General features: G+C 49.5%; 1 protein-coding gene. It reads right to left on the bottom strand.

Translation table 11 applies throughout. The features are described from left to right. Window positions 1-505, bottom strand: a 505-nt coding sequence (locus R7093_RS28465) for a phosphoenolpyruvate carboxylase (protein ID WP_318147440.1), incomplete at both ends; no start/stop codon positions are given.

Genomic DNA, 505 nt, shown 5'->3' with positions numbered 1-505 from the left:
CGAGGTATCGAGTCAGCTCAGAGAGTACATCTGCGTGGCGCGTACTTTCCTGGCGGATATCAAGACGAACTAGGTGAACGCCAAACGCTTTCACACGACGCAGCGTATCTAGCAACGAGCCGTCAGCGATGACGCCCATGCCGCACTCATGCAGTGAGTGGTAACACGCGTACAGAGGATCCCAAAGCTGTTCAACTTTTTGTAGCGGTGCTTTGACTGCCAGTTTTTGACCGTGTATCTTCGCATCAAGAATATCTTTGGTTTCATTGAGCAGAGCACGTAGTTGTTTCAGGATTGCGCGGTATGGTTCGTGTTGATCTTCACCAGCAAGTTCACGAACTTGATCGTTAGAAACGGTCATCGAGAGTTCGCTGATCAATTCATTGATGTCATTGAGATAAAGGTCAGCGGCTTTCCAACGAGACAGAAGCAGTACTTCACGCGTTACGCTATGAGTAACGAACGGGTTGCCATCACGGTCACCCCCCATCCAAGAAGAGAAATG

This window comes from Vibrio sp. 1580 (assembly GCF_033340055.1).
This window is presented reverse-complemented; position numbering and strand designations above follow the sequence as displayed.